Genomic DNA, 18,141 nt, shown 5'->3' with positions numbered 1-18,141 from the left:
CAATCGGCCGCCGGAGAGCGAAGGTGACCATGGATGCGGAAGACCAGGACGGTTTCCAGGAGTTCGTGGCGAACCGATCCACCGCGCTGCTGAGAACCGCCGTGCTGCTCAGCGGGGGCGACCGGCACGCGGCCGAGGACCTGCTGCAGAACGCGCTGGTCAAAGTGGCCAACCGGTGGCGCCGGATCGACGAGCCGGAGGCGTACGTCCGGCAGGTCCTGTACCGGCAGCAGATCAGCAGGTGGCGGCTCAAGGGGCGCCGCAAGGAGGTGTCCGTCGCCGAGCCGCCGGACGGCGCGGCCGGGGGCGACGGCACCGGCGCCGCCGATCTGCGCCTGCTGATGCGGGGCGCCCTCGCCCGGCTGACCACCCGTCAGCGCACCGTTCTCGTGCTGCGCTACTTCGAGGACCTGCCCGAGGCCGAGGTCGCCCGCGCGCTCGGCTGCTCGGTCGGCACGGTGCGCTCCACCACCCACCGCTCGCTCGCGCGGCTGCGCGCCCTGGCACCCGAACTCGGTGACCTCGAAGGGTCCGCGGAACCGCGGCCGCCGCAGAGCGCCGCCCCGCGCGAGCCCGGCCACGGGCAGGCGCCGTACACCGGGACGGCCGGCAGCCTGGTCAGCGTCCCGGCCGGCGCTCCGGCGCCGTCCGACGGGTCCGACGCGTCCGAAGGGTCCACCGGCACGGAGGCCGCGCGAGCGACGGACGCGACGGACGCAATGGGCTCAGCGGACGCCGGGGACGCCGCGTCCCGCACCGCACCACCCGATCCGGCGCGGTCCCAGCGCCCCGCGGGTCAGGCCCGGCCCGCCGCTCCCACTCGCCTGTCCGACGTTCCCCGCGGCGCCGCCCGCCCGGCGTCCCCCGGCACCCCTTTGGAGGTACGACCGTGACCTTCGACGAACTCGTCCGCGACACGCTCCGCGAGCAAGCGGAGTCCGTCCGGCCCGCGCCCGCCGACCTGGCCGGGCGGGTCCTCGCACGCCGCGCCCGGCACAGGACGCGCGGCCTCACGGCGGCGACCGTCGTGACCGTGGTCGCCGTCGCCGCCGCGGTGGCCACGCCCACCGTGCTGGACTCGGGCCACGGGACGAACCGGCACGGCCGGCACGACGGTTCGGCGGACAGCCCCGCCGTCACCGGAGTCGAGAGCCATCCGTCGCAGTCCCCGCCCCGCGACCGTATCTCCGCAGGGGACCAGGTGCTGGCCGCCTACTACTCCACCCGCGACGTCCGCCAGTCCGACCACGACGTGGTCCAGACCCGCACCTACAGCCTGCTCAACCCGGCCACCGGCCGCTACGCGACGGACACGCGCTGGTCCGACGTGGTCGTCGCCCCCGGTCTGCGCACCGCGGCCGTGCTGGAACAGGCGCTCCCGGCCCGCCGGGTGGGCATCCTCGACCTCGGCACGGGCCGGGTGACCCACTGGATTCCGGTGCCGCAGGGCGCGGCCGCCCTGGACCTCTCGCCGGACGGCAGCAAGCTGGTGGTCACCACCTACGACCAGAACCCGAACCGCCTCTTCTGGGCCAAGCGGATACTCGTCACCGACGGTAAGGGGTCTTCGTACCAGCCGCAGCCGGAATACTCCCGTACCGGTTTCTCCGTCATCGACCTGCCGTCCGGAGCGGCGCGGTGGCACGCGCTGGCGCCCGACAAGTCGATGCCCCCCGGTATCGACATCTCCGGTGCCGCCCTGCGGTTCGACCACGACGGGACGCTCCTGACGGAGCTGCAGATGGCTGAGCCCCACCTCGTCTTCCTCAGCCTCGACGGCACCAAGGTGCCCGCACCGGCGAAGGAGAAGCACGAGGACCCCGATCTCGCCCCGGCCGGGCTGTCACCCGACGGCAAACTGATGGCGGGGGACTTCGCCGGCGAGGGGTCGAAGACCGCCACCGAACTGCTCGACCCGGTCACGGGCAAGCGGGCCGCGCTGCTGCGCGGGCAGAAGTTGCTGGCCTGGGTGGACGACCGCCACCTCATCGCCTGGGACATCGTGCCCGGCGGCAACGAGTTCGGCACCCGCCTGGTGATGGTCACGATCGGGAGCACCAAGGAGGTCCCGCTCTCCGGAGCGCGGCACACGAATCAGGAGGAGTCGCCCGCGCGCTGGGAAGCCGTCTTCGCCCATCGCTGACGCCGCGCGGGGCGGCTCCCGCTCTGGGAGGATGCGGTGTTGCGCACGGGGGAACGGGGGAACGGGGGACTCGCATGGGACTCGACTACAGCTACGAGATCTTCGTCCCCGCCCGGAACGTCGCCAGGACGCTGGCCGCGCTCGCGGAACTGGCGCCACGAACCGGCAGGGTGCCGCCACTTGACGTCACCCTGCCGGGCGGCGGGCAACTCGTCGTCCCGTTCACCTCGAACTTCGCGAGCGAGCCGGTCGACTGCTCGGCGGGCGGCACGCTGGACCTCGACACCACGATCATGTGCGGCGTCGACGACGCGGTGCGCGCGTACGTGGAGGGCGGTGGCCGCGCACCCGGACCCGCACCCGAACCCGAACCCGACGAGCTCGGGAGGGCCAGGATCGGGTATATCTACCTCACGGTCCGGTTCGCGTCCGCGCCGCACCCTCGCTACGCGTCAATGGAGTTCACCGCGGCCACGTCGCGGATGAGCGTGATGTTCGAGCGGTCCGCGAGCGTCAGAACGGTGTTCACCGGCCTGGCCGCCGCCGGCGGCGGAGCGTGCTGCGTACTCGACACCGAGAGCGACGCCCTCCAGGTCTGCTGGCTGAACGGCCGGACGCTCCGGGAGACGGTGCCCGGCCCCCGCTTCCCGAGCCTGAGCGACCTCGCGGCGACCTGGCCGGACCAGGACCCGTGAGGCCGCCCGGCCGCACCGCGAGGGGCGCGGGGCCGGAGCCCCGGCTGGTCGGCCCGGCTTGTCCGCCTGCCCGGCCGGTCAGTTGGCGTCGCCGGCCGGCCGCAGGGTGAGCAACGTGATCTCGCTCGGTGCGAAGACCCGGAAGGGCGGGCCCCAGAAGCCGCTGCCCCGGCTGGTGTAGAGCTGCGTCCGCTCGCCGTGCCGGCTCAGGCCGTGCACCACCGGCTGGTCGATCCGGACCAGGAAGTTGAACGGCCAGATCTGCCCGCCGTGGGTGTGTCCCGACACCTGCAGGTCGATGCCCGCGGCGGCGGCCTGCTCCACGTACTTGGGCTGGTGGGCGACGAGCAGGACCGGCCGGTCCGGGTCCGCTCCGGCCAGCGCGCCGGCCAGGTTCGCGCGGTGCCCGGCCAGGCCGGAGGACTCCGCGGTCACGTCGTCCACGCCCGCGAGCACCAGGTGGTCCCCGCCGCGCTCCACCTCGACATGGCGGTTGTGCAGCGGCTCCCAGCCGAGTTCCGCCATCCGGTCCAGCCAGCCCTGGGCCTCCCCGAAGTACTCGTGGTTCCCCGTGACGTAGACCTTCGCCAGCCGGGCGCGGATCGTGCCGAGCGGCGCGGACTGCTCACGGCGCTGGACGGGGGTGCCGTCGGCGATGTCGCCGGCGTGGACCACGACGTCCGCGTCGAGCGCGTTGACCGCCTCGGCGACCCGCGCCGACCAGCCGGCCCGGTCGATCGGCCCGTAGTGGGTGTCGGCCAGCACCACGACCCGGGTCCCGTCCAGGCCGTTGCCGAGCCGCGGGACCCGCACGTCCAGCCGCTTCACCCGGGGTACGCGCATGGCCTCGTAATGCCCCCAGGCCAGCAGGACGACGGAGACCGCGGCGACGGCCACGGCGACGACCCTGGCCCGGTCGGCGCCGCCGGTGCCGAGTCCCATCAGCACGAGGTGCACCAGACCGCCCAGCACCGACCAGGTGAACAGCACCCAGACCACCCCGAGGGTGCTGTCCGCGACGCGGGCCGCCCGGTCGGCCCGCCGGCGCCCGTGGCCCGCGACCATCAGGAAGGGGAACGCGACCAGCCCGCACGCGAAGACGACCGTGCCGGCCACGAAGACCGGGACCGGCCAGCCGGCGCCGGAGCCGAACAGCGTCCACCAGGGCAGGACGAACAGCAGCGCGAGGACGAGGAACACCACGCTCCCGCCCAGCCGCCGGCGCAGGGACCGCCGCGGACCCGCACCCCCGTCCCCGGCCTCGGCCTTGCTTCCGTCCTCGGCCCCGGCCTCCTTGCTCCCGTCCTCGGTCCCGGCACCCGCCACGGGCGCCGGACCGGCCTCGTCCTCGGGCCGGGCGACGGCCACGACGCTCTCCGGCCGCTCACCGGCCGCCCGAACGTCCGGCCCGGACCGGGTCGATTCACCGTCTGCCATTGCGCCGCCCTTCACACCCGCCGCCCCACCGTCAGCCCCCATCATCCGGCACCCGGCGCCGAGTCCGAAGGCCCCCACCAGTAGCCGCACGCGACAGCGTGGGGATCAGCGCCGCCGCCACGCCCTGATGACCTCGCGGCACGCGGCGACGTGCCGGTCCGCCACCAGGAGGACGAGGTTGCCGGCGTGATCGCTGTACTGGGCCTCGACGTTGACCTCGGCGTCGCCGAGCAGGCGGGCGAGCGCGCCGAGTTGCCCCGGTGTCCCCTGGTCCAGGCGGGTCATGACGACGTCGCGGGCGAGGCCGGGGCCGAGCCCCGCGGCGGCGACGGCGGCCAGGGCGGCGGGGCCGTCGTCGACGAGGTAGTGCGCGACGGCCTGTCCGTCGCGGGTGAAGACGCCGCCGCCCTCCAGGCTCACCCCGCGCTCACCCAGCGCCTGTCCGAGGCCGGCCAGCGCGCCGGGGCGGTCGGGCAGCCGGACCTCCAGGTCCTGCGGGTGGGCCGTCGCGACGTCCTGGCCGGTGGTTCGCGTCCGCACCGGCCGTTCTGTGGGTGTGTCCATGGCCGAACCATGCGCGCGCGACGCTTCGGCACCGACCGAAGCGTCCCCGCCCTACCGTCGCCCTCTTGCGCACCGCCCTCTTGCGCCCCCTTCTGCTGGCGGGCGCCGGCGTTGACGTACGGAACGCCGAGGGCCGGTGTCGGGATCGGGGGGTTTCCGGAACTCGCGTGACGGCGCTGGGCATTTCATGGCTGGGGAAAAGAGCGCACGGGAGAGAAGCGCTCATGGGGTAATCGAGAGCGCCTGAACCATGCGGGTGCACGTTTTCCGTGACGGGACGAGTGGTCCGATCCACCTCCTGAAGACGGCCTGCCGTATTCCCTTCGGCGCCGCGGGTGGCGCGGATTGGGCTGACGGCGCCCTGCCCGCGAGATTCACTCCGAAGCATCAACGGCCCGGTCCCGGCCTGCGGGAACGTCCGACTCGCGCTTCGTGGCAGTGGCGTCGGGCGGCGGACTGGATCTTGACGGGAGGGCACCTGGCCGCTTCACTCCGAAACGGTCGCGACTTTCCCTGCCGAGGATCGCGGTTGCCGATATCCGTCACCGTGCCACCGAGTCCTTCTCCCTGCCGCGGAATCCGGGAGATCCGGTTCCTGACGACCTCGCGACCGGCCTTTTCCCGGGTCCCGCATTCGGTGGCGCCGAGCTGTTCCGCTGTCGCACGACCCGAACCGCGAAGGCCGTCGCGCTTTTCCACCGAGCCAAGGAGCGAGCATGTCCGCACAGCACCCGCAGCTTCCGCAACCCCCGCAGCACCCGCGGGAAGAGAGCCCGTCCGGGCCGGGCGTCGACCGGCGGGGCCTGATGAAGAACGCCGGGATGATCGGCGCCGCCGGGCTCGCCGCCGGAGTGGTCCTCGGCGCCGGTACGGCCGGAGCGACCGCGGCCGCGGCCGCCGAGCCCGCCGCGGCGAAGGCCGCGCCCGAGCCGGCGGTCGCCGAGGAGCCCGAGGTGTCCCAGGAGCCGTTGATGGTCCGGGTCGGTGACGCGGCCCGCGGAGAGCTGGACTTCTTCCACGGCGAGCAGCACCACCGGGTCGTCGACCGGGATCTGACCCGCGCCCTGTTGCGGCACGCCCGCTGACGGCAGAGCCCCCGTGCGGTCCGACTCCCTTCTCCGCCAAGGGAGTCCGCACCCCGATCCGCCCGTGTCCCCGCCCCCGCGTTCCCCGCACCCGCCCCGCGTTCCCGTATCCGTACCCCCGAACCAGTGAGGCCCGCTGAATGTCCTCCCACCGCGAAGCCCCGGAGATCTCCAAGGACCCCGTGGCCGACAGCACGGACGTGTACGCGTTCGTCAGCCCGGACCGCCCCGACGCGGTCACCCTGATCGCCAACTACATCCCGCTGCAGAACCCGGCCGGCGGCCCGAACTTCTACGAGTTCGGCGACGACGTGCTCTACGAGATCCACGTCGACAACGACGGCGACGGCCGCGCCGACGTCACGTACCAGTTCCGCTTCACCACCAGGATGCGTACGCCGGGCAGCTTCCTGTACAACACCGGCCCGATCCTGGCGCTGGACTCGCCGAACTGGAACCGCTTCCAGACCTACACGCTGACCCGCGTGGACGGTCAGGGCCGCAGCACCGTGCTGGGCCGCGACCTGACCTGCCCGCCGTGCAACATCGGCCCGCTGTCGACACCGCACTACGACAAGCTGGCGCAAGCCGCGGTGCACACCGTCGGCAAGACCTGCAAGGTCTTCGCCGGGCAGCGCGCCGAGGGCTTCTACGTGGACCTCGGGTCGATCTTCGACCTGGGCAACCTGCGCCCGTTCCAGGAACTGCACAACCAGTACGGCATGAGCGTGTTCACCCAGCCCGCCCCGGGCGTGAACACCACCAAGGAGCTGAACGTCCACAGTCTCGCCGTGCAGGTGCCGATCGCGGACCTGACCCGGGACGGCTGGCACGGCAAGGACGCGTCCGACCCGCGCGCCACCATCGGCGTATGGACCTCGGCGAGCCGCCGCCAGGCGCGCGTGATCGAGGAGGGCCGCGGCCAGGAGCAGGAGTCCGGGCCGTTCGTGCAGGTCTCGCGACTGGGCAACCCGCTCTTCAACGAGGTGCTGGTGGCGCTCGGCGAGAAGGACGAGTGGAACGCGCTGCCGCCCAGCGACGACAAGCGCTTCGCCCACTACGTCGCCCACCCGGAACTGGCGAAGCTGCTGCCCGGCCTCTATCCGGGGGTGTTCCCGAACCTCGACGCGTACAACAAGTCGGGCAAGTCCCGCGCCGACCTGCTGGCGATCCTGCTGACCGGCATCCCCGAGGGCGTCGTGCCCGGGTTCGAGAACTTCACCGGCACCACCCAGGCCGACATGCTCCGCCTGAACACCTCGGTCCCGCCGGCCGCCCATCCGGACATCCTCGGTCTGGTCGCGGGCGACGCCGCCGGATTCCCCAACGGCCGCCGGGTCTTCGACGACGTGGTCACCGTGGAACTGCGGGCCATCGCCGGCGCCACGCTCCCGCTGGTCGACACGTCGTACACGCCTGACGCCGCGGCCGGCCAGATCACCGACGGGCTCACCCCGGCCGACGTGACCAACCCGTACCTGGACCACTTCCCCTACCTGGGCGTGCCGTACGACGGCTACCACCACCCGGCGTCCTGACCCCACCGCGTCATCCACCCGGCGGCGGGGCGACGCCCCGCCGCCGGACCCGAGGAGCCCCGCCATGCACGATCACCACCACACCGCCGCGCCCTCCTTGGCGGGCAGCGTCGTCCTGGACATCGGCGAGCGGACCGGTGCGGTCATCATCCACACCGGCCCCGACGAGGAGGGCCTGGAGATCGAGGTCAGCCCGACCACCGATCCCACCCGCCGCACCCACGCCGCGGTCCGCCCGCGCCATCTGCCGGATCGCACCCTGCACTGCCTGGTCCTCTCGTCCCTGGAGGAGGGCGAGTACACCGTCTGGAGAAGCCCCGGTATCCCGCACGGCACCGTCACCGTGTCCGGCGGCGCGGTCAGCGAGTACCACTGGCGGTGAACGAGGTGCGGGGGACAGGAGGGGGAACGGGAAAGGGCCGCGGAAAGTTGGTCTAGTCCTCTTGACGCGGCGGGCGTCCGCGCGGTTTGGTACGTACCAATCAGGCTTGAGACGCACGCTCCCCCCAACCCGCAGGCTCCCCCCACCACTTCACGCTTGAGGTGCTTCCATGCGCTTTGCGAAATGGGCGGCTTCCGCCGCCGCGCTCTCGCTCGCGACCGCCGGTGCGGTCATGGCCCTGGCCCCCACGGGCAACGCCGCGGTGGCGCCGGCCGCCGACGCCTACTCCGTGGCTCCCTACGTCGACATGTCGAACAGCCAGGAGGGCATGCTCGACACCGCCATCACCGGACACGGGCTCAAGGCGTACACCGCGGCCTTCGTGCTCGGCAGCGGCTGCAACCAGATCTGGGGCGACACCCTGCCGATCGGTGCCGACTCCTTCACCGACCCGCTGATCGCCAAGGCGAAGTCCGAGGGCGCCTCCGTCATCATCTCGTCCGGCGGTGCGAGCGGCCTGCCGCTCGCCTGGACCTGCTCCACGCAGAGCTCCATCGACGCCGGCTACCAGGCCCTCGTCAACGACTACGGCGTCACCCAGCTGGACTTCGACATCGAAGGCGCCGCGATCGCCGACACCGCCTCCGTGGCACGGCAGATGCAGGCGATGAAGGACCTCAAGGCGTCCAACCCCAGCCTCAAGTTCTCCGTCACGCTGCCGGTGCTGGCCAGCGGGCTGACCGGCGACGGCGTGAACATCATCAAGGCCGCCAAGGACGCGGGCGTCAAGATCGACGTGGTCAACATCATGACCATGGACTTCTACTCGGGCACCGGCACCGAGATGGGCCAGGGCTCGGTCTCCGCGGCCGAGGCCACGCTGGCCCAGATGCAGTCCGTCGACTCCAGCTACGGCTACGGCAATCTGGGCATCACCCCGATGATCGGCAAGAACGACGACGGGTCCACGTTCACCCTCGCCGACGCCCAGACCGTGGAGAGCTTCGCCGCGCAACACGGCGTCGCCCGGCTGGCGTTCTGGTCGATCAACCGCGACCAGCCGTGCAGCGGCAGCGCCAACTCCCTTCCCACCTGCACCGAGATCAGCCAGAGCAGCCTGGCGTTCACCGACGCGTTCCTGCCGTTCGCGGGCAACTCGGGCGGGACCACGACCGGTGGCACGACGACGGGCGGGACCACCACGGGCGGGACCACGACCGGCGGCAGCACCACGGGTGGGACGACGACCGGCGGGACCACCACCGGCGGGAGCACCGGAGGCGCGACCTGCACCGCGGGCTCCTGGAGCTCCTCGCAGGTCTACACCGGCGGTGAGACGGTCGCGTGGAACGGCCACACCTGGCAGGCGAAGTGGTGGACGCAGGGGGAAGAGCCCGGCACCACCGGCGAATGGGGTGTCTGGCAGGACCTCGGCGCCTGCTGAGCCGCTGAGCCGATCGCTGAGCCACTGGTCCAGGAACTCTCCAATGCACCATCCAGGAACCCGCGACGGCCTGGCCCCGGTTCGGGGCCGGGCCGTCCGTCGTCCGGCTCCCCCGGCTCAGCGGCGCAGTTCCGTCGGGAGGGGCGACGGCTGATTGCCGGACTGCCGGGGAGAGGCGTCGGTGGGGTCGGGTGCCGGCGGCGCCTCGGACGTGCTCGGTGTGGCCGGTACGGCCTGGGTGGCGGAGGCGTTGGCGCCGGACGGGACCTGCTGCGTGCGCGGGGTCTTCGCGGTGGGCGGGCCGCTGGTGGGGACGTCCGTGGGCGGCCTGGTGGCGGGCGACGGCACCGGCGACGAGGTGGGCCCGGCCGAAGGACTGCTCGCGGGCGGCGGGCCGAGCGGGACCGTCGGGGCGGCGGGCTCGACGGGCCCCGTCATGCGCAGCGGCACCACGACGAGGGCGGCGACGGCACCGGACAGGCCGACCCCGACGGCGATCCGCAGCATCCGGCGGCGGGCCGCGCCGCGGCGGATCTTCTCGTACCGGCCCGGGGGCAGGCCGAGCGGGGCGGGGGTGGGGCGCAGGATGACGGTGAGCGGGTCGTCGGGGTCGAAGTCCTGACCGTCGTCAGACTGTGTGATCAAGGCTTCTCCTCAGATGGGCGCGCAGCAGTTCCCTGGCCGTGTGGAGGTCGGACATGACGGTCCCCTCCTTCCGGCCGGTGAGCAGGGATATCTCCCGGATCGGGAGGTCGGCGTAGTAGTGCAGCAGGATCGGCACCCGCAGCCGTTCCGGCAGCGACTGCACGAGCAGGCGCAACGACGGGTCGGCCGCTTCGGTCGGCGGCCGGACGGCGGCCTCCGCGGTGGCCCGGCGGACGGCCCGGCGTTCGCGCTCCAGTTTGCGCCAGTGGTCCCGGACGAGGTTGGTCGCGGTGACGTAGAGGAATCCGCGCGGCTCCGCCACGGCCGTCCAGCGGGCCCACAGCCGGGTGAACGCCTCCGAGGCGATCTCGTGGGCCGTCTCGTCGTCGTCGACCAGACGGCGGCACCAGCCGGCGAGGCGCGGGTAGAAGGCGGCGAACAGCTCGGACGCTGCCTTCTCGCGGGACCGTTTCAACGCTCTCCATGTCGTGGTGGCACTGGTCGGACACGTGGGGCCCTCTCGGGAGGACGGTCCCGGGCCGCCGGCGTACGGAACGGCGGCGGCCCGGGACCCGTTGCGGCGCGTCAGGAGCCCGTCGAGGTCAGCGCGGCGAAGACGATCACGTTGTCGAGGTAGCCGTCACCGCTGCGCGGGCCGCCGCACGTGATCAGCCGCAGCTCGGGCCGGTCCACGTTCCCGTAGACCGCGCTCGTCGGAAAATCCGACTTGGCGACCGTACGGACGTCGGTGACGGTGAACTGCGGTGCCGTGCCGTTCTTCCGGCGCGTCACGATCCGGTCGCCCGGACGCAGCCGCGCGAGGTGGCGGAAGACCCCGTCCCCGTAGGCGCCGACCGTGACATGGGCCAGGATCACCGACGGTCCGGTCTGCCCGGGTGTCGGCGAGTTCCGGTACCAGCCGGCCCGGTCGTGCGCCGCGATCGGCGGGACCTGCACGCTGCCGTCCGCGGCCAACCCCAGCTGGATGAGCGGGGTGTCGACGCCGATGGCGGGGACCTCCAGCCTGACCGGGACCGAACGCCCCAGCGCACGTACCGACTTCGCGGCGGGCCGCGAGGACGGCGGCGTGCTCGGGGGCCGGGTGCCCGGGGGGCGGGTGGTCGCGGCGCCGCCGCCCACCCGGTGGCCGCCGCAGCCCGTGAGCAGCGATGCCGTCACCGCGGTGGCGAACGCGCGCCTGGAGAGCGAGGTCACGCCCCGGTCGCCCGCCGGCGCCGCACGAGGAGGAAGGCCCCGCCGCCGAGGGCCAGCGCCGCGGCGGCGCCCCCGCCGATCAGCCCGCCGTCGGCTCCGGAGTGCGACGCCACCGGCGCCACACCGGTGTCCGGTGCTCCCTTCGGCACGGCGGCGACCTGGCTCGGCTGCGCCACCTTGGTCGGTGCGGGCGAGGCGGCCGGCGGCGCGGTCGAGGGCCTGGCCGACGGGGACTGCGCGGAGGTCGGGCTCGGGGACGGTGTGGCCCCATCGGCGAACGCGGGCACGGTGCTCGCCAGGACGGCGGTGCACGCCAGGGCCACGGCGCTCAGGACGGTTCGGCGCATGGAATCGCTCTCTTTCGTCGGTCCGCCCGCGCTGTCACGCGGCGGGCTGTGGTGCGGATCGACTGAAAAGACGAGGCGGCGCTGGAGTCGATTGTAAAGACCCGGCAAAGTCGCCGGGGCCGATCGTACGAGGGAGGTGCAGGGGCAGGGACCAGGGGTGGCCGCCGGAACCGGCGACCACCCCTGCCGCTCACTGCCCGTACGCCACCAGCAGGTTGGTGGCCGGAACCACCACGAGCCCGTCGCCCGCGCCGAGCCCGGTCAGCGGCTGGGACACGTTCTGCTCGTCGGGGGCGTCGATCGGCGCGCCGACATCGGTGGACCAGACCGACTGGCCGGTCGCGCCGTTGACCGCCCACAACTGGCCGCTCAGGGAGCCGACGTAGACATAGCCGTTGACGACGATCGGCGCCGTGCTGATCCGGCCGTCGCCCTGGAACGTCCAGCGCGTGTCCAGGGTGGGGGTGTACCGCTCCTGGAGGACGCCGCCGTCCACGAAATAGCCCTGGTGGCCGTCGATGGCCGGTGCCGGCGAGGTTCCGGCGGCGTCGTACGTGCTGCTGACCTCCCCGGTGCCGGCATCGAGGACCGAGGAGGCCATCCCGTTGTCCCGGACCCAGACTCCGCCGTCGGCGAGGACCGGCGTACGGCCGCCGCCCCCGGAACAGCCCGTCTGGTGGTGCCAGATCGGGCTGCCGGACTTGGGGTCGAAGGCGTACGTCTGCTCGCAGGCGTAGGAGACGTAGACCCCGGCGGCATCGACGGCCGGCGAGCTGTCGTCCCCGTTGGCGACCGGCTGGCTCCACAGCAGCGCGCCGCTGGCGGCGTCCACCGCGTACAGGGTGCCGCCCGAACCGGCCCCGCCCGTGTACACCACACCGTCGGCGAACGTGGGCGGCGAGGTGAACGAGTACTGCCCGGGCAGCGTGACGGTCCAGAGCTTCGCCCCGGTGGCCGGGTCGAACGCGGTCAGCACGCCGTCGTAGTTCTGGGCGTAGAGCCGGCCGCCCCCGTAGGCGAGCGCGGACCACCAGTAGGTGCCGCCGAGGTCGACCGGCGCCCAGGCGTTCTCGCCCGTGGCCGCGTCGACGGCGTAGAGCGTGGTGCCGTACCCCGTCGGCGAGGCGGCGGTGGCGAAGACCCGCCCGCCGGCCACGACGGGGTAGGAGACGCTCCCGCCCAGGTCGCGCGACCACTTCTGGCTGAGCGGTGGGGCGCCGACGCCGGAGTCGACGACGGTGCCGTTGTGCCGCGCGTTGATCTGGTAGGTGGTCGAGACTCCGGTCTGCGCCGGCTGCGCGCCGGCCGGTGTGACGAGCGCGACGATCGACAGTGCCGCGCCTAACAGGACGGCGACAGCTCTTCGGGTCTTCACTCAGGTACCCCCTCGTCCGGCATCGCCCTGGCGATGCGCGCGGAGCGGGCCCGCCCCCTGGTGCGGCGGCCCGCCTTCCACGTTCCATGGTCGTTGATGGCCGTCCCGACCGGCGGGTTTTTTCAAACGGTTGAACATATTCACCGCCGCGTTCCGTCATCCGCCGCGGGGCGCGCGGGACGCGGGACGGCGCGTTCCGTCATGGCAACGGGCCGCACCAGCCGGTCGGCGGGTACGGCCTGTTGGGTTCCGTTCCTCAGGCGCGCGGGCCCTGCGGGGCTAGTTCGCCGGGACGCAGGTGGGGAGTTGGCGCACCAGGGTGATGGCCAGCGAGGTCACCGGGCCGCTCTTCGAGGCCGGGACGAACAGCAGGTGGTCGCCCGGGACGATGGCCCCGGGATCGATGTCGCGGACCCCGTTGCTGTGGAAGCCGGACGGCGGCGCCACCTTGAGGAGGCTGCCGTGCGGGCTGTCGTGGGTGTGGCCGGTGGCGGAGCAGGAGGCCGAGGGCGCCATCACCTTCGCGGGGATGCCGGCCTTGTCCAGGGTGGCCTGCAGCCCCGGGACACCCTTCAGGTCGAACAGCTGGACGGAGACCATGCCGCCCGGCTTGGACCGCACGGAGTAGTTGGCGTTGACGATGTTCAGGCCGCTGGTGCCCGAGCTGACCGAGGCGCCCGAAGTGCCGGAGCTGCCCGGGGCGCTCTGCCGGGCGGGCGCGGCCTGCTGGTCGCTGTGTGACGCGGACGTCGACGGCAGGGCGACCGCCACAGCGGCGGCGGCCGCCGCGGCGACGCCGACGACCAGGGCCACCCGGCGGCGCGGCACGTGGAGCCGCAGCAGGGTCCGGTGGCCGGCCGGGGCGGACAGGGCCGCCGCGTGGGCGTTCAACTCGTCGGCGAGCTGCTGCTTGAAGTGCGCGGGGACGTTCACTGGGCGGCCTCCAGAAGGGTTTCGTAACCGGCGATGTGGGTCTGGCCCGCGCTGCGCAGGGCCTTGCGGGCGCGGTGCAGCCGGACCCGGGCGGTGGGCGAGCTGACGCCCAGCGCCTGCGCCGCCTCGCGGACCGTGAGCCCGTCGAGGACGACCAGGTCGAGCACCTGGCGCAGCGGGTCGGAGAGCGCGGCGTGGGCGGCGGCGAGTTGCCGGACGGCGCGGTCGGCGTCGATCCGCGCCTCGATGGCGCTGACGTCCTGGTCGTCCAGCAGCCGCCGCCCGCTGATCCGGGCGACCGCCAGCCGCTCGCGGGCGGTGCCGTGGAAGTGGGCGTGGATGACGTTGCGGGATATGCCGTAGAGCCAGGCGACGGGTGCGCCGCGCCGCGCGTCGTAGGTGTGCGCGCCCTCCAGGGCGGCCACGAAGATGTCCGCGGTCAGGTCGGCGGCCAGGTGCGCGTCGTCGACGCGCCGGGTGACGAAACCGAGCACGGTGTCGAAGTGCTGCTCGTAGAACGCGGCGAACCCGACCGGGTCCCGCGCGGGTGGTGCTTTCGGATGCTCCGCTGGCACGGACGGCTCCTCAGGGCAGGTCAAAGGTGCGATGCCTTACACCCGGTACTAGTCCGCGGCACCCGAAAGCGTTACATCCGCGGTCCGCGCCGGTGTCCGCGGGTGGGCGCAGCCGACAACGACACCCCTCCCGCGCCGGCCCGTCGCGCCGCTCGGCCGCTCAGCCCGCGGCGCGCCTGGGCGACGTACCCCGGCGGTCACGCCGTGGCGGCCGGGCGCGGCTCACCGTGGAAGACCTGCCGGGCGTGCCACGCCCGGTGGGAAGCCGCGATCGCGGGTGTGCCGGGCTGCGGCCCGAGCAGCGCGCGGCCCGCGAGGGCGACCACGTGCTCGCGGGCGGCCGCGCTCCGCCCGACGAAATCCCGGGACACCAGGATCAGTTGGCCGTCGCCGACACCGAGGACCCCCTTGTCGAAGAGCTTGTGATGGAGCGCGCACAGGCACACTCCGTTGTCGACCTCGTCCGGACCGTCGAACGCCCACCAGCGCACGTGCGCGGCCTCCAACCCGACCGGCACCGCGCCGATCATGCCGTCGTAGCCGCAGAAGGCGCACTGGTACTCGTACGCGGTGAGCACCGACTCCCGCATCCGCCGGTCCCGCCGGCGCCGCACCGCCGTGAGCGTCCCCGTCTCCGCCAGCTCCAACTCCAGGCCGACCGCCTCGCACAGTTCGCCGTGCAGGGACGGCGGGAAGTGCAGATCGAGCAGCACCCGCGCCATCCGTCCGAGCAACGACGGCTCGCGCCGCAGCGCCGTCCTCAGCTCCGGCACGAGCCTGCCCGCCGCACCGGAGGCGCGCAGTTCGCGCACGCGGTTGCCGGGACTGCCGTCGCCGCGGTCGGTGCGCACCTCCCATACCCCGTCGCTGACCAGGTGATGGAACGGGTACGCGGGCGTGGTCCGGTGGGCCGGGCCGTACTCGGCCAGCAGCCGCCCCAGATCCGCCTCCACCGCGCTGTACCGCAGCTCCGCCTCGGCGTCCTCCTGGAACCGGCCCAGGGCGTACAGGAACAGCAGCGGCTTGTGCGGAGCCCGCGTCCCGTTGCCGGTCCACTGCCTCAGCTTCGCGGCGCGCTCAAGCCAGTCCATGACCGGCGATCATAAAGCGGCGCGGCCCACCGCGGGCGGCGCGCTGCCCGCGCCCCTGCCTGACCCCGCTCAGCCGCAGGTCCAGCCACTGATGCGCCCCGAGTCCAGCTCGACGGTGATGACCGTGCGGTCCGAGGCGCCCGACACGACGGCGCCGGCCTGGTGGGCGCCGGTCCTGGTGAGTGGACCGATCCGCAGCGCGGCGGTCCGGTTCCCGCAGACGGCCGGGAGGGTGTCCGCGGGTCGGGCGAGGCTCACGGACAGGGACGCTGCCTCGGCCCGAGCGGTGGCGGTGAGGTGCTGCTCCGCGAGGGCCGCCACCTCGGCCTCGGCGGTGGTGCTCGTGGTGTCCGGCGGGAGCCGGCGGTAGTAGTCCGCCACCGCGGCTCGGGCGGCGTCGAGTTGGGCCCGGCCGGCCGTGGGCCAGGCGGTGCCCGAGGACGGGGCGGCGGACCGGCCGGTCTGCCGGTCCGCGCCGGTCCCCCAGCCGAGCCCCGCGACCAGCGTGAGACCGCCCGCCGCCAGCGCCAGGCCGCTCCCGGTGAGGGCCAGTTGCCGGCGCCGCCTGCGTGCCGTGCCGCGCAGCCTGACCTGGTGGGCGGTCAAAGGAGTGCGGGTCGGCTGGAGGGTGCCTTCGAGCAGCGCCGCACGGATTCGGTCGTCCAGGTCAGACATTGCTGGATTGCCTCTCTTCCGTGGCGAGCGACTGGGCGAGCGCCTTGCGGCCACGGGCCAGCCAGCTCTTGATCGTGCCCGCGGGAGTCCCGGTCTCGGCGGCTATCTGCTCGACGCTGAGATCGCACAGGTAGTGCAGGACGAGCGCCCGCCGCTGGTTCACCGGCACGGTGGCGAGCGCCCGCTCCACCAGGAGCCGGTCGGGCGACGGCTCGGCGACGCTGGTCGGCCGGTGGTGGCGCAGGGTCAACTCCCAGCCGCGCCTCAGGCGACGGAACCGGGAGGCGGCCAGCCGCCAGGCCGTGGTCCGTACCCACGCCTCCGGCACCTCGACCGCGCGCAGGGTGCCACGCCGGGACCAGGCACGGACGAACGCCTCCTGCACCGCGTCCTGAGCGGCCTCCGCGTCCCCGGTCACCAGCGTCAGCTGGCGCACCAGCCTCGGGAACGCCGCAGCGTAGAGGGCGTCGAACTCCCTGTCCTGCATCGGGCTGCACTCCTTCCCCAGGGGCCGGGGCGCGATCGGGAACGGTACTGGACCGCTGAGGAAGTACGCCTGCCGAGCGGGCGACGGTGGCAGCCGATCGCGGTGATGTGGCTCACAGCGCTCGGCTGCCACTTGAGGCCACCCGGCAGGCGTATGTCCCGCATCGCTGTCCGGATGCCACCGGACGGCAGCCACGAGAGAGGACAGCCTCATGTCCCACCGCGCACCCCGAACCGGACGCCGGCTGCTGAGCCGCCCCGCCATCGCCGGCGCCCTGCTCCTGACCGGACTGGTCGGAGCCGTCACCGCGCAGGCCGAGGCCGCGCCGCCCCTGGCGAACGCCCACACCGCCACCGACTCCGGCATGACGCGCGACGAGGCCCGTGCGGCGGCCGAGGCCAGTGCGAAGGCGGCGGCCGCGCAGGGGCACGGGAGCATGACGCGCGACCAGGCCCGTGCGGCGGCCGAGGCCAGTGCGAAGGCGGCGGCCGCGCAGGGGCACTAGGTTCTGCCCCTGCCGGGTGGCCCCGGCCCGGTGGTCTGCGCGCCGGCCGATCGGACCGTGCGGGTAAGGCCGTTACCAGCGCATCGCGCTGAAATCGATGGGTCGGGGCCGCAGTTCGCCGGTGCGCGACGCCAACTGCCGGAGCCGCTGGGCCATGGCGTCGGCGGGAAGGTGCCGGCGGTCGCCGTGGCCGGGCAGCAACCACTCGAAGCGCAGCCGATCGGCGGTCCGGGCCAAGGACGCGGCGAGTTCACCGATCGAGTACCAGGTGACGCTGTCGGCCACCTCGATGTCCGCTGTGCCGCGTGACCAGTAGAAGCTGTCGCCGCTGAAGCAGTACCGCTCGTCCGCGAGGAACAGCACGCTGCCGCGGGTGTGCCCGGGGAGGGGGAAGGCGACCACCCCCTCGGCGATCTGCGCCGGGTCGGTGCCGCGCAGCACCCGGTCGGCGTCCGGGGCGGCGTCGAGGTCGCCCTCGTGGACCCACAGCCGGGCGTCGAAGCGGTCGGCGTAGCGGCGGCCGTGCGCGGCGTGGTCGCGGTGGGTGAGCAGGACGTCCGTGACAGGCCCCAGCTCCTCGAAGCGCGCGGCCAACGACGCGCTCCACCGCGGTGTGTCCACCATCATGACGGTGCCGCCGGGGCGGCGCAGCAGGTAGGAGTTGGCCCCCGCGGTGTGCGTGGAGTTGTGCCCGCACAGGTACACGGTGTCGTCCAGGGGCAGGGGGAAGGGGTCGAGTTCCGCCGCCAGTCGCCCGGCCGGGGGACGGATCGACCGGGAGGGGCAGGCGTACGCCGCGGCGTTCAGCTGCCGGACCTCGGTTCGGTCGCGCGGCTGGCGCAGCACGACCGAGCGGCCGTCGACCTCGCCGATCAGGCCGGGGGCGAGTTGCCGGGCGACATCGCAGTTCACGCACCGCTCGTCCACCCGCCAGCCCGCCGCGAACCGTTCCTCACCCATGGCCCCGCTCCTTCCGCACCGCACCGCACCGCGCCCGCCGACCGG

Annotated in this window: 20 protein-coding genes and 1 pseudogene; 8 read left to right on the top strand and 13 right to left on the bottom strand. The window is 73.6% G+C overall.

Going from position 1 to position 18,141, the window contains the following annotated elements; translation table 11 throughout:
- Nucleotides 1–29: 29 nt before the first annotated feature.
- From OG370_RS19885 to OG370_RS19875, 3 genes and pseudogenes are all read left to right on the top strand, one after another.
- A pseudogene (locus tag OG370_RS19885) lies at nt 30–572 on the top strand (SigE family RNA polymerase sigma factor); the annotation flags it as partial.
- Between the two features lie 317 nt (nt 573–889).
- Nucleotides 890–2,143, top strand: a complete 1,254-nt coding sequence (locus tag OG370_RS19880) for a hypothetical protein (RefSeq protein ID WP_328466131.1) — start codon at nt 890–892, stop codon at nt 2,141–2,143.
- A 74-nt stretch (nt 2,144–2,217) separates the two neighbouring features.
- Nucleotides 2,218–2,838, top strand: coding sequence for a hypothetical protein (locus tag OG370_RS19875; protein ID WP_328466129.1), 621 nt, complete (start codon nt 2,218–2,220; stop codon nt 2,836–2,838).
- Nucleotides 2,839–2,916: 78 nt separating this feature from the next.
- On the opposite strand, the gene OG370_RS19870 is transcribed toward OG370_RS19875, so the two are convergent.
- Together OG370_RS19870 and OG370_RS19865 are read right to left on the bottom strand one after the other, a co-directional pair.
- Entirely contained in the window at nt 2,917–4,275 is a 1,359-nt protein-coding gene (locus OG370_RS19870; RefSeq protein ID WP_328466127.1) for a metallophosphoesterase, read from the bottom strand.
- Nucleotides 4,276–4,380: 105 nt separating this feature from the next.
- On the bottom strand, nt 4,381–4,839 hold the full coding sequence (locus tag OG370_RS19865; RefSeq protein ID WP_328466125.1) for an ACT domain-containing protein: 459 nt from the start codon (nt 4,837–4,839) through the stop codon (nt 4,381–4,383).
- Nucleotides 4,840–5,555: 716 nt separating this feature from the next.
- Between OG370_RS19865 and OG370_RS19860 the strand changes: the two genes are divergently transcribed.
- The 4 genes from OG370_RS19860 (at nt 5,556) to OG370_RS19845 (ending at nt 9,288) form a co-directional block, all read left to right on the top strand.
- Nucleotides 5,556–5,924, top strand: a complete 369-nt coding sequence (locus tag OG370_RS19860) for a hypothetical protein (RefSeq protein WP_328466123.1) — start codon at nt 5,556–5,558, stop codon at nt 5,922–5,924.
- Nucleotides 5,925–6,064: 140 nt separating this feature from the next.
- Nucleotides 6,065–7,462 (top strand): DUF4331 domain-containing protein, encoded by a 1,398-nt coding sequence (locus OG370_RS19855; RefSeq protein ID WP_328466121.1) that lies wholly within the window; start codon nt 6,065–6,067, stop codon nt 7,460–7,462.
- A 64-nt stretch (nt 7,463–7,526) separates the two neighbouring features.
- On the top strand, nt 7,527–7,844 hold the full coding sequence (locus tag OG370_RS19850; RefSeq protein WP_328466119.1) for a hypothetical protein: 318 nt from the start codon (nt 7,527–7,529) through the stop codon (nt 7,842–7,844).
- Nucleotides 7,845–8,013: 169 nt separating this feature from the next.
- Complete coding sequence (locus OG370_RS19845; RefSeq protein WP_328466117.1) at nt 8,014–9,288, top strand: chitinase; 1,275 nt, start codon at nt 8,014–8,016, stop codon at nt 9,286–9,288.
- 117 nt (nt 9,289–9,405) lie between these two features.
- Here OG370_RS19845 and OG370_RS19840 read toward each other — a convergent pair whose 3' ends face one another.
- From OG370_RS19840 to OG370_RS19795, 10 genes are all read right to left on the bottom strand, one after another.
- A complete protein-coding gene (locus OG370_RS19840; RefSeq protein ID WP_328466115.1) occupies nt 9,406–9,933 on the bottom strand; it encodes a hypothetical protein in 528 nt (175 codons plus the stop codon).
- Nucleotides 9,917–10,408, bottom strand: a complete 492-nt coding sequence (locus tag OG370_RS19835) for an RNA polymerase sigma factor (protein ID WP_328466113.1) — start codon at nt 10,406–10,408, stop codon at nt 9,917–9,919. The genes OG370_RS19840 and OG370_RS19835 overlap by 17 nt, the downstream gene beginning before the upstream one ends.
- A 110-nt stretch (nt 10,409–10,518) precedes the next feature.
- On the bottom strand, nt 10,519–11,148 hold the full coding sequence (locus tag OG370_RS19830) for a class F sortase (RefSeq protein WP_328466111.1): 630 nt from the start codon (nt 11,146–11,148) through the stop codon (nt 10,519–10,521).
- Nucleotides 11,145–11,495 carry a sortase-dependent protein gene (locus OG370_RS19825; protein ID WP_328466109.1) on the bottom strand — a complete coding sequence of 117 codons (351 nt, stop codon included), beginning with the start codon at nt 11,493–11,495 and terminating at the stop codon, nt 11,145–11,147. The genes OG370_RS19830 and OG370_RS19825 overlap by 4 nt, the downstream gene beginning before the upstream one ends.
- Nucleotides 11,496–11,685: 190 nt before the next feature.
- A complete protein-coding gene (locus OG370_RS19820; protein WP_328466107.1) occupies nt 11,686–12,870 on the bottom strand; it encodes an outer membrane protein assembly factor BamB family protein in 1,185 nt (394 codons plus the stop codon).
- Nucleotides 12,871–13,149: 279 nt separating this feature from the next.
- Complete coding sequence (locus OG370_RS19815; protein ID WP_328466105.1) at nt 13,150–13,803, bottom strand: hypothetical protein; 654 nt, start codon at nt 13,801–13,803, stop codon at nt 13,150–13,152.
- Nucleotides 13,800–14,378 (bottom strand): RNA polymerase sigma factor, encoded by a 579-nt coding sequence (locus tag OG370_RS19810; RefSeq protein WP_328466103.1) that lies wholly within the window; start codon nt 14,376–14,378, stop codon nt 13,800–13,802. Before OG370_RS19810 ends, OG370_RS19815 begins: the two co-directional genes overlap by 4 nt.
- Before the next feature lie 197 nt (nt 14,379–14,575).
- On the bottom strand, nt 14,576–15,469 hold the full coding sequence (locus OG370_RS19805; protein WP_328466101.1) for a phosphorothioated DNA-binding restriction endonuclease: 894 nt from the start codon (nt 15,467–15,469) through the stop codon (nt 14,576–14,578).
- Between the two features lie 69 nt (nt 15,470–15,538).
- On the bottom strand, nt 15,539–16,144 hold the full coding sequence (locus OG370_RS19800; RefSeq protein ID WP_328466099.1) for a hypothetical protein: 606 nt from the start codon (nt 16,142–16,144) through the stop codon (nt 15,539–15,541).
- On the bottom strand, nt 16,137–16,631 hold the full coding sequence (locus tag OG370_RS19795; protein WP_328466097.1) for a SigE family RNA polymerase sigma factor: 495 nt from the start codon (nt 16,629–16,631) through the stop codon (nt 16,137–16,139). Before OG370_RS19795 ends, OG370_RS19800 begins: the two co-directional genes overlap by 8 nt.
- 211 nt (nt 16,632–16,842) lie before the next feature.
- Between OG370_RS19795 and OG370_RS19790 the strand changes: the two genes are divergently transcribed.
- Nucleotides 16,843–17,136: a hypothetical protein gene (locus tag OG370_RS19790; protein ID WP_328466095.1), complete on the top strand. Its 294-nt coding sequence runs from the start codon at nt 16,843–16,845 to the stop codon at nt 17,134–17,136.
- 72 nt (nt 17,137–17,208) lie between these two features.
- Here OG370_RS19790 and OG370_RS19785 read toward each other — a convergent pair whose 3' ends face one another.
- Nucleotides 17,209–18,096, bottom strand: coding sequence for an MBL fold metallo-hydrolase (locus OG370_RS19785; RefSeq protein ID WP_328466093.1), 888 nt, complete (start codon nt 18,094–18,096; stop codon nt 17,209–17,211).
- Nucleotides 18,097–18,141: the final 45 nt, after the last annotated feature.

The organism is Streptomyces sp. NBC_00448, assembly GCF_036014115.1.
GTDB lineage: Bacteria > Actinomycetota > Actinomycetes > Streptomycetales > Streptomycetaceae > Actinacidiphila.
Note: the sequence above shows the minus strand (reverse complement) of the source record. Positions and strands in the feature narration are given on the sequence as shown.

Excerpts from the sequence above, each read along its gene's own strand:
- OG370_RS19875 (WP_328466129.1), top strand. The coding sequence starts at position 2,218 with ATGGGACTCGACTACAGCTACGAGATCTTCGTCCCCGCCCGGAACGTC.
- OG370_RS19870 (WP_328466127.1), bottom strand. The coding sequence starts at position 4,275 with ATGGCAGACGGTGAATCGACCCGGTCCGGGCCGGACGTTCGGGCGGCC.
- OG370_RS19865 (WP_328466125.1), bottom strand. The coding sequence starts at position 4,839 with ATGGACACACCCACAGAACGGCCGGTGCGGACGCGAACCACCGGCCAG.
- OG370_RS19860 (WP_328466123.1), top strand. The coding sequence starts at position 5,556 with ATGTCCGCACAGCACCCGCAGCTTCCGCAACCCCCGCAGCACCCGCGG.
- OG370_RS19855 (WP_328466121.1), top strand. The coding sequence starts at position 6,065 with ATGTCCTCCCACCGCGAAGCCCCGGAGATCTCCAAGGACCCCGTGGCC.
- OG370_RS19850 (WP_328466119.1), top strand. The coding sequence starts at position 7,527 with ATGCACGATCACCACCACACCGCCGCGCCCTCCTTGGCGGGCAGCGTC.
- OG370_RS19845 (WP_328466117.1), top strand. The coding sequence starts at position 8,014 with ATGCGCTTTGCGAAATGGGCGGCTTCCGCCGCCGCGCTCTCGCTCGCG.
- OG370_RS19825 (WP_328466109.1), bottom strand. The coding sequence starts at position 11,495 with ATGCGCCGAACCGTCCTGAGCGCCGTGGCCCTGGCGTGCACCGCCGTC.
- OG370_RS19805 (WP_328466101.1), bottom strand. The coding sequence starts at position 15,469 with ATGGACTGGCTTGAGCGCGCCGCGAAGCTGAGGCAGTGGACCGGCAAC.
- OG370_RS19800 (WP_328466099.1), bottom strand. The coding sequence starts at position 16,144 with ATGTCTGACCTGGACGACCGAATCCGTGCGGCGCTGCTCGAAGGCACC.
- OG370_RS19795 (WP_328466097.1), bottom strand. The coding sequence starts at position 16,631 with ATGCAGGACAGGGAGTTCGACGCCCTCTACGCTGCGGCGTTCCCGAGG.
- OG370_RS19790 (WP_328466095.1), top strand. The coding sequence starts at position 16,843 with ATGTCCCACCGCGCACCCCGAACCGGACGCCGGCTGCTGAGCCGCCCC.
- OG370_RS19785 (WP_328466093.1), bottom strand. The coding sequence starts at position 18,096 with ATGGGTGAGGAACGGTTCGCGGCGGGCTGGCGGGTGGACGAGCGGTGC.